This is a genomic window from Natronomonas sp., assembly GCF_036625485.1.
GTDB lineage: Archaea > Halobacteriota > Halobacteria > Halobacteriales > Haloarculaceae > Natronomonas.
In genome coordinates this window covers 1-7,621 of sequence record NZ_JAZKTR010000118.1, presented here as the reverse complement: position 1 = coordinate 7,621, position 7,621 = coordinate 1, and the positions used below count along the sequence as shown (strand labels likewise).

At 64.8% G+C, this 7,621-nt stretch carries 10 protein-coding genes; 5 read left to right on the top strand and 5 right to left on the bottom strand.

Translation table 11 applies throughout. From position 1 onward, the window contains the following. The first annotated feature begins 224 nt into the window (after window positions 1-224). From V5A53_RS11165 to V5A53_RS11155, 3 genes are all read left to right on the top strand, one after another. Window positions 225-449 carry a hypothetical protein gene (locus V5A53_RS11165; protein ID WP_332313691.1) on the top strand — a complete coding sequence of 75 codons (225 nt, stop codon included), beginning with the start codon at window positions 225-227 and terminating at the stop codon, window positions 447-449. Window positions 450-487: 38 nt separating this feature from the next. After that, window positions 488-1,024, top strand: a complete 537-nt coding sequence (locus V5A53_RS11160; RefSeq protein WP_332313690.1) for a cob(I)yrinic acid a,c-diamide adenosyltransferase — start codon at window positions 488-490, stop codon at window positions 1,022-1,024. 79 nt (window positions 1,025-1,103) lie between these two features. Then, window positions 1,104-2,468: an NAD(P)/FAD-dependent oxidoreductase gene (locus V5A53_RS11155; protein WP_332313689.1), complete on the top strand. Its 1,365-nt coding sequence runs from the start codon at window positions 1,104-1,106 to the stop codon at window positions 2,466-2,468. A 419-nt stretch (window positions 2,469-2,887) separates the two neighbouring features. Here the strand turns inward: V5A53_RS11155 and V5A53_RS11150 are convergent, their stop codons facing one another. Continuing rightward, the gene (locus tag V5A53_RS11150; protein ID WP_332313688.1) at window positions 2,888-3,196 is read right to left on the bottom strand and encodes a DUF7130 family rubredoxin-like protein; all 309 of its coding nucleotides are present in this window, start codon (window positions 3,194-3,196) and stop codon (window positions 2,888-2,890) included. 101 nt (window positions 3,197-3,297) lie between these two features. Then, window positions 3,298-3,705: a hypothetical protein gene (locus V5A53_RS11145; protein WP_332313687.1), complete on the bottom strand. Its 408-nt coding sequence runs from the start codon at window positions 3,703-3,705 to the stop codon at window positions 3,298-3,300. 85 nt (window positions 3,706-3,790) lie between these two features. Between V5A53_RS11145 and V5A53_RS11140 the strand changes: the two genes are divergently transcribed. Next, entirely contained in the window at window positions 3,791-4,420 is a 630-nt protein-coding gene (locus V5A53_RS11140; protein ID WP_332313686.1) for a DUF2391 domain-containing protein, read from the top strand. Window positions 4,421-4,436: 16 nt separating this feature from the next. Here V5A53_RS11140 and V5A53_RS11135 read toward each other — a convergent pair whose 3' ends face one another. The 3 genes from V5A53_RS11135 to V5A53_RS11125 form a co-directional block, all read right to left on the bottom strand. Further along, window positions 4,437-4,910 (bottom strand): DUF2062 domain-containing protein, encoded by a 474-nt coding sequence (locus tag V5A53_RS11135; RefSeq protein WP_332313685.1) that lies wholly within the window; start codon window positions 4,908-4,910, stop codon window positions 4,437-4,439. A gap of 106 nt (window positions 4,911-5,016) precedes the next feature. Beyond that, complete coding sequence (locus V5A53_RS11130; protein ID WP_332313684.1) at window positions 5,017-5,643, bottom strand: hypothetical protein; 627 nt, start codon at window positions 5,641-5,643, stop codon at window positions 5,017-5,019. After that, complete coding sequence (locus V5A53_RS11125; protein WP_332313683.1) at window positions 5,640-6,329, bottom strand: hypothetical protein; 690 nt, start codon at window positions 6,327-6,329, stop codon at window positions 5,640-5,642. Before V5A53_RS11125 ends, V5A53_RS11130 begins: the two co-directional genes overlap by 4 nt. 299 nt (window positions 6,330-6,628) lie before the next feature. Here V5A53_RS11125 and V5A53_RS11120 point away from each other — a divergent pair, with 299 nt between their 5' ends. After that, window positions 6,629-7,498, top strand: coding sequence for a universal stress protein (locus V5A53_RS11120; protein WP_332313682.1), 870 nt, complete (start codon window positions 6,629-6,631; stop codon window positions 7,496-7,498). Window positions 7,499-7,621 lie beyond the last annotated feature (123 nt).

The window sequence follows — 7,621 nt, the reverse complement described above, 5'->3', positions numbered from 1 at the left end:
GACTCGACCCTTCGGGCCTCGTCGCCGTGAACCGCCTCGGGGGCGACCTTCGGACGCCCCCTCGGCGGATGCTCCCTCCGTGGTCCGTCGGGCGACGCTGTGCCCGTGGCCTGGCGGGCCACACTCGTCACGTGCCTCATGCCTGCCCCGCGGTCCCCGTGGGGCGCTTCATCCATTCGCGTCGAAACACACCGTTTACCCCACAGCGGCGCGTCTCCCCGGTAATGCGTAGCCTCGTCGAGGACGACTTTATCAGGGCGACGACGTTCTTCGCGCTCGCGTTCGTGTTGATGCTGCTCGGCGGGATTCTCGTCGGGGACGTGCGTGCTAGCGTGGAGTTCGGCCTCCCGCTGGCGGTCGCTATCGGCGTCTTCGCGTATCTCTTCGTCAAGCCGACGAGTGACGACCGGGAGACGGACGCGAAGAAACCGGCCAACGACGAGGAGTAGCCTCCGCTTATAAGCCCTCGCGGGTCGAAGGGTCGAGTATGAAGATCTACACCGGTCGAGGCGACGAGGGAATGACCGACCTCCGAGACATGTCGCGCGTCTCGAAGGCCAGCCCCCGCATCGAATCCTACGGGACCGTCGACGAACTCAACAGCGTCGTCGGGCGCATCCGGCCGTCGGGCTACGACGACATCGACGAGAAACTCGGCGCCGTGCAGAACCACCTCCACATCATCCAGGCCGATTTCGCCAACCCGGACCGCGACGACGAGGACGCTCCACGAGTGACCGACGAACACGTCGACGACCTCGAAGCGTGGATGGACGCCTACGACGACGAACTGGAGCCGCTGGAGAGTTTCATACTCCCGGGCGGCAGCGACGTCGGGTCGAAGATCCACCACGCGCGGTCGGTCTGCCGGCGAGCGGAGCGCCGCGCGGTGGCGCTGGCGGCGGACCAGCCCATCAACGAGGACGCCGTGGCGTATCTGAACCGCCTCTCGGACGCCCTCTTCGTGTGGGCCCGCGTCGTCAACCAGCGCGAAGGCGTCCCCGAAGAATCGCCTGAATACTGACCCGACCGCGCGTCTCGCGGTGGCCGTCCCCCGACGCCGGGTCAATTCTTTTAAGCCCTACGGGAACGCCGAGAAGTGTATGCAACAGGTAGACGTCGCCATCGTCGGGGGCGGCCCCGCCGGCAGTTCGGCCGGCCACGCGGCCGCCAGCGAGGGCGCGGACGCCGTCGTCATCGAGAAGGGCGTCCCCCGTGCCGACCGCGAGCACCTCGGTCCCGACTCGACGGACGCCGCCGGTATCCTCGATTACTGGGTCGACATCATGAACCTCGGCGAGCAGATCCCCGAGCACGTCAAACATCAGGAACTCGACGTCGCGGAGTTCGTCGCCCCCAACGAATCCGTGGAGTTGACGTCGACGGGTATCGACTCCTCCTACCCCAACTTCGGCTTCACCCTCCACCGCGCCCGCTTCGACGACTGGCTCCGCGAGCGCGCCGAAAACGCCGGCGCCGAATACCGCGTCGGCACCGCCGTCGGCAACGTCGAGACGGACCTGACCGGCACACCGACCCACACTCTCACGCTCCGGGACGGCACAGAGATCGAGGCCGACTACCTCGTGTTGGCCGACGGCCCCCAGCGAACCATCACCGGCACCGTCCTCGAAGACTGGCTCGCCGACGCGGCGATGTCGCGACTCGACTCCCGGAAGACCAACCACATCGCCTATCAGGAGTACCGCCGCCTCCCCGAGGAACTGTTCGAGGACGACCGCATCAAGTTCTGGTGGGGCTACATGCCCGGCCACACCGCCTACCCGTGGGTCTTCCCGAACGACGACCCCGTCGCCCGCGTCGGCCTGACGATGCCCATCGGCATGGACATCGACGACGTGGCGAACCGCGAGGAGTACTGCCTGCTCGAACCCGAGGACGAACGCGTCCCGCAGGGTGGCACCTACATCCGGCGCCTGCTCGAACGCGAGTATCCCGGCTACGACCTCGATGACTTCCCGCTCGTCGAGGACCGCGGCAAATCCGGCGGCACCGAAACCTACCCCATCTCTTCGACCCGCCCCATCGAGTCCCCGACCGACGCCAACGTCGCCGTCGTCGGCGGCGCGATGGGGGCGACCTCCGAGTTCCACGAGGGCGGCGACCACGTCGCCATCCGGACCGGCCAGCTCGCCGGCCGACTGGCCGCCCGCGGCACCCTCGACAGCTACAACGCGCTGTGGCACGACGCCATCGGCGACGAGGTCCGCCGCAACTGCGTCTTCGCCGACATGGTCCGCGGCTACGAACCCGACGACTGGGACACCATGTTCGGCCTCATCAGCGACGTGATGAGCGACGGCGGCTTCTCGGCCCACGAGGCCGTCTACGCCGGCTGGACGGGGGCGAAGCTCTTCGCGGAGTACAAATGGAAGAAGTTCGGGTTCCGAAACGGTGGCTACGCCCAGATCCGGGAATCCGAGTACAGCGTCCAGCGTTCCCGGTAACTTAAGCCGACGAACGACCTAGCCCTTCTCGCGCACCTTTAGTCCCCGACGGAGCCGCCCCCCACGGGCAGCGATGACGGACCGGAGAACCCGGGTGTGCGACATCACCGCTGGTCACGTTCGACCCGCCGCGTCGGGTGTTACCGGCGCAATTGGAGACGCGTAGCGTCTCTCGCCTCGACGGCTGACGCCGTCTCGGCAATTGGGGACACGACGTGTCCCCCGCGCTCGCGGCTACCGCCGCTCGCGCAACCGGCGGCCCTGACGGGCCGCCCGCCCGGCACGAGGGTTAGCCGACCGACCACGGCACGCCGCTTGGAGTGACGTCGGAAGTTAGTGTTCCGGGCGTACATTTCGATACGATGGACAGTTAGCGGAACGTCTGTTCGACCCTCGTCTCACCGTGGCCGTGGGGGCCGTCAGTCTTCCTGTACTTCCTCGATGGCCTCTCGCGGCGCATCGCAGTTCGGACACGAGTCCGGGATGTCGTCGTCGAGTTCGCCCATCTCGCCGCACTCGGTACAGCGCCACATCAGGTAGCCCCCGCCGAACTTCTGGCCGGGCAGTTCCTCCAGATCGACCTCGTCGAGGTCGGTCGTGTCGACCTCTTCGACTTCGAAGCCGACGTCGGTGAGGCTGCTGATGCGGCCCAGCAGTTCCCCGTCGTTGCTGTAGACCGGTTCGCCCGGAGCCGCCGATTCGTGACTGGCTTGGTCAGGCGCGTCCATTCGCGGAGGTTGCGTGCAGATATACTTCAACCCGTGGAGGGCCTAACGTATCCCGTAAGTTCATGGACAGTACCGCTATGGGGAACCGGGGCAGTAGCGGTTCAGGTAATCCACGTCATCCGAACCCAGATACCGAAGACGACGCCGAAGACCAGATGGAACAGGAGGAGACGCCGGAAGCCACCGAGTTCCTGTCCCTCGCCGACGAGCGAGGCGAGCGCCGACATTGCGAACATCAGGCCCGCCCACAGACCGGCTGCCGCGAACGCCTCGACGGCGGTCGGCGGAACCGAGAGCCAGTCGACGACGTACAGTTCGACGATCATGAAGCCGAGGCCAGCGATGGCCCCGTAGCCGAGCGTCGCCTGCAGGACCCGCCACCGAACCGTGGTGGTGTTCTCCTCGCCCGGCACCTCGAAGGGGCGGGGGCCACCGAGCACGTGGAGTGCGATCGCGGCCACGGCGCTCGCGATGATCCCACCGAGAACCCCATTTATAAGCGTCGTCACGCCAGGGATTCGCCGGGTGTACGTATAAATCCCGACCGACCCTGCCGGAGGTATCTTTTAGTCCGGTATGCGAGAGGCTATCGCTATGAGCAGCGACGAACGGGTCCCGAAACGCGACGGCATCGACGTCGGCGACATCCTCGACCAACTCGAGGAACTGGAGGGGTCGATCACCACTGCGGAGGGCCAAGAGGAGCTCAGACACACGAAGCGGATGCTGAAACATCTGCCCGTCAGCGAACACATCTCGAAGTACACGGGCCGGGACATGGGCGAGGCGTTCGTCGGGAGCATCATCTTCGGGCTCCCGCTTTTGGTCGAGGACGGTGTCTTCGTCATCGCGCAGTACTTCCTCGATTCGCGTTTCCTGGGTATCCCCGTCTTCCTCCTCGCCAACACCGCCTTCGTCATCGCGCTGGCGACAGGGCTCCTCTATGCAGTCGATTTCCGTGAGGTTCGGATCACGAATCCGATATTCGGACTGGTACCGCGGCGACTCGTCGGCGTCCTCACTATCTCGTTTCTGACCGCGGCCGGCCTGATGGTCATGTGGGGGCGGCTGTTCGCGGGCGGGCCGACGGCCGCCGAGATGATCGCTCGGGTCACGGTCATCTGGGCGGCGGCATCGATCGGGGCTTCGCTGGGAGATATCCTCCCCGGCGAAAGCAAGGGGACCGACCTCACGCTGGAGAACCTCGACGAACTGGTAGGATAGTCCGTCTCTGACCGATTTACTCGCCGACGACCAGTTCCGCGATACCGAGGTCCCGTTCGTGCATCTCCCGGATGACACGGAACGCGAAGGCGTAGCCGGCGATAGTGAGAATCACCGCGATGATGAGGTTGCCGACGAGGAGTCGGGCGACGACCTCGGGGGCGGCACTGAACGAGATCGTCGAGACGGTGACCTCGGGCGGCCCCATAAGCTGGACGCCGAGCCAGAAACTGGCGGCGTAGACGCCCCATTTGGCGACCGGGTTGAGGACGACGACGGAAGCGACCAACGCGAGTTTACTGACGCTCTCGGAGAGGGCGGCGATGACGGCGAAGACCAGGACGCCGACGCCGAAGGTCGGCAGTGCCGTGATGAATACCCCGGCCGCGAAACTGCGTGCGACCTGCTGTGGCGTGTGCTCGCCGACAAAGGCCTCCTCCAGCCGGGACCGAACCCGGCGTCGATACTCCGTGAGCCGTCGTCGCACCATTACTGGATGATGGATAGGAGAGGTAATGAACGTTTGGCGTCATGGAGATCGGCTGTCTCTTCGTCGGGGACGTCCCGACCGACACCGAATCGTCCAGCCGCCTTCCTCAGTCGGCGATGAGACTCGTCCGGACCGTCTCCGCGAGCCCCGAGAGGTGCGCCTGTCCGAACACGGCGACCAACACCGCTCCCAGCGAGTTGTACAGCAGATCCTTGACGGTGTCGTCGAGGCCGAACTGGGCCAGCGGCATATCCACGCCCGTAGCGTGAGCCACGACGTCGAGGCCGAACTCGAAGAGTTCCCAGACGACACCGAAGGCAAGCACGATGACCAGCACGTAGGCGAAATAGAAGCGCCGCGGCAGGTGGATCTCGTCGTTGTGAAGGTCGACGCCGCGGGCGAAGGTGTAGCCGACGCCGGCGACGAGCGTCGCCGACATCGCGTGGGTGATGTGGTCCCACCACGGGATCTGCTGGTAGAGGCCCGCCGACCCCATGGTGTGTAGAAAGACCGCCAGCGTGATCCAGAGGCCGAGCCACGGGTCCAGCGGAATGTCGTAGTTCCGCTCCAGAAGCGACGGGACGAACGTGATACCCAGCGCGATGACGCCGTTCGTGATGGCCTTCGGCGCGCCGGCGAGAAGGCCGTAGCCGATGATGCCGACCAGCGTGAGTTGCATCCCGCGAGTGAGTCGACGCTGGTTCCGCCACGATGGCCGCGGCAACAGCGTCATCGGCGAACCACACCCCAGAGTCGGCGGCTGAGTTGCCGACCGCGCCGTCTGAAGTACGCATCGAAGAGGAACCCCGCGACCAGTCCGGCAAGGGTGACGTAAAGCCACTCGACCATCAGACCGGCATTGGCGGCCTCCTGTGCGGTGTGGTCGGGCGGAAGCAGGGGCGCGCCCCGTGCTTCGAGGTGACCCAGCAGGTTCGTTCCGAAGGTTCGGTCCATACTCCAGCGGACGACCGTCCACGCGGCCGTCGAGGCCATCGTCGCCATACCGACGAAGAGCACGGCGAACCAGTGGGTCATCCGCAGTTGGGTGAACATGTGGAGTTCGACGGTGATCAGCAGTGCCAGCGCGGCGACCGACAGGTAGTAGGCGAACAGCCCGAGTTCCCCGCCGACGGTCGCACGGGCGAGGATCGGCAGCAACGCGAGCACGAGTAACTCCCACGGGAGCATGACCTCCCAGTCGCGGTGGGCGACCGGCGGAACGAGAACGATGACGGCGGTCGTGGCGACGAAGGCCATCCACAGTCGGTCGAAGTCCCAGACGCTCTCGACGAAGGTGACCACCAGCACCGCGACCAGTACCCACGCCAGTATGGCGTTCAGCCGGCTGTTCCGGAACACCTGCGAGAGGACGTCCTCGGTCGACGACCGGTTGGTTCTCGGGCCCTCGGAGCCATCCATATAGACAAACTGGAGGGAAGCACACACTAAAAGACGCCGGCCCACCGTCGGGCCGACGCGACGGGCAGAGACACTCTTTGGGGAGTGGCATAGGACAGTTCACACACGAGTTTCGAGCGCGGCGTTGAACGCTGCGGTATCAGCGCACGATATCCACTGACCGATCTTTCCGTCCCCCGTTAATCGAAGACGTATGCGCGAAACCCTCCGAATGTCGCCCATCACGGTGAGACGGGGTCGGAAGACGGAGTCGAGTGGTGGTGACAAACCACTTGGGAGTGATGCCCGTAGGTACTCACATGTACGAGGACCTTCTGCTCCCGTTCGATGGAAGCGATGGGGCGGCGGAGGCACTGCATCACGCTGCCGAGATCGCACACTGGGCCGACGCCACTATCCACGTTCTGTTCGTCGCGGATACGACACGCGAGAGCCTCACGGTCGTCGAAACCGAGGTCGTTGACGCACTCGTTCGGGAGGGCAAGGACATCGTCGAGGAAGCAGCGAAGACACTGGATACGCTCGGTGTAGATTACGATTCCGACGTCGTTCAAGGGACTCCGGCGCCGACGATCGTCGAGTACGCTGAGCAATACGATTACGACGTGATCGTGATGCCGACCCAAGGTAGAGAGGGAGTGTCACGATACTTTCTCGGAAGCGTCACGGAGAAGGTCGTTCGCCTGTCTTCGGTCCCTGTTCTGACGACGCGGATGCAGCCCGACGAACAACTGGTGTTCCCCTACGAGAACATCCTCCTTCCGACCGACGGGAGTGCTGGTGCGGTCCACGCTGCCGAACATGGCCTCTCCATTGCAGCGGCTCTCGATGCGACCGTTCACGTGCTATCTGTCGTAGACGATACCTCGCTGGGTCCGGACGTTCGCTCGACCATTTCGGAGCAGGCAAGCGAACAGGCTGCGACCGATGCCGTCGACGATCTCGTGTCCGAGGCGGAGACACGCGGCGTTTCGAACACGGTCCGGCACGTCGAACACGGATCCCCTGTCGAGGTGATACTCGACACCATCGAATCGAACGATATCCATGCCGTCGTGATGGGAACGACGGGGAGACGCGGAAGTGACCGTATATTACTCGGAAGCGTTGCCGAGAGGACCGTCCGCTCTGCACCAGTGCCCGTCATCACGGTTGGACGCGGAGAGTAGCGGTTCCGTGAGACGGCTCACGCCTGTCTAACTTCCTTGCTTATTTACTGCGAGATGTCAGTAACTGGGTACGATGACCCCACTCGAGCTCGGCCTCCGCTTGGTCGCTGGTGTGCTGCTCAT

Bases quoted from the DNA above. Each gene is read 5' to 3' on its own strand.
- V5A53_RS11140 (WP_332313686.1), top strand. From the start codon at position 3,791: ATGAGCAGCGACGAACGGGTCCCGAAACGCGACGGCATCGACGTCGGC.
- V5A53_RS11125 (WP_332313683.1), bottom strand. From the start codon at position 6,329: ATGGATGGCTCCGAGGGCCCGAGAACCAACCGGTCGTCGACCGAGGAC.
- V5A53_RS11160 (WP_332313690.1), top strand. From the start codon at position 488: ATGAAGATCTACACCGGTCGAGGCGACGAGGGAATGACCGACCTCCGA.
- V5A53_RS11130 (WP_332313684.1), bottom strand. From the start codon at position 5,643: ATGACGCTGTTGCCGCGGCCATCGTGGCGGAACCAGCGTCGACTCACT.
- V5A53_RS11135 (WP_332313685.1), bottom strand. From the start codon at position 4,910: ATGGTGCGACGACGGCTCACGGAGTATCGACGCCGGGTTCGGTCCCGG.
- V5A53_RS11120 (WP_332313682.1), top strand. From the start codon at position 6,629: ATGTACGAGGACCTTCTGCTCCCGTTCGATGGAAGCGATGGGGCGGCG.
- V5A53_RS11165 (WP_332313691.1), top strand. From the start codon at position 225: ATGCGTAGCCTCGTCGAGGACGACTTTATCAGGGCGACGACGTTCTTC.
- V5A53_RS11155 (WP_332313689.1), top strand. From the start codon at position 1,104: ATGCAACAGGTAGACGTCGCCATCGTCGGGGGCGGCCCCGCCGGCAGT.
- V5A53_RS11150 (WP_332313688.1), bottom strand. From the start codon at position 3,196: ATGGACGCGCCTGACCAAGCCAGTCACGAATCGGCGGCTCCGGGCGAA.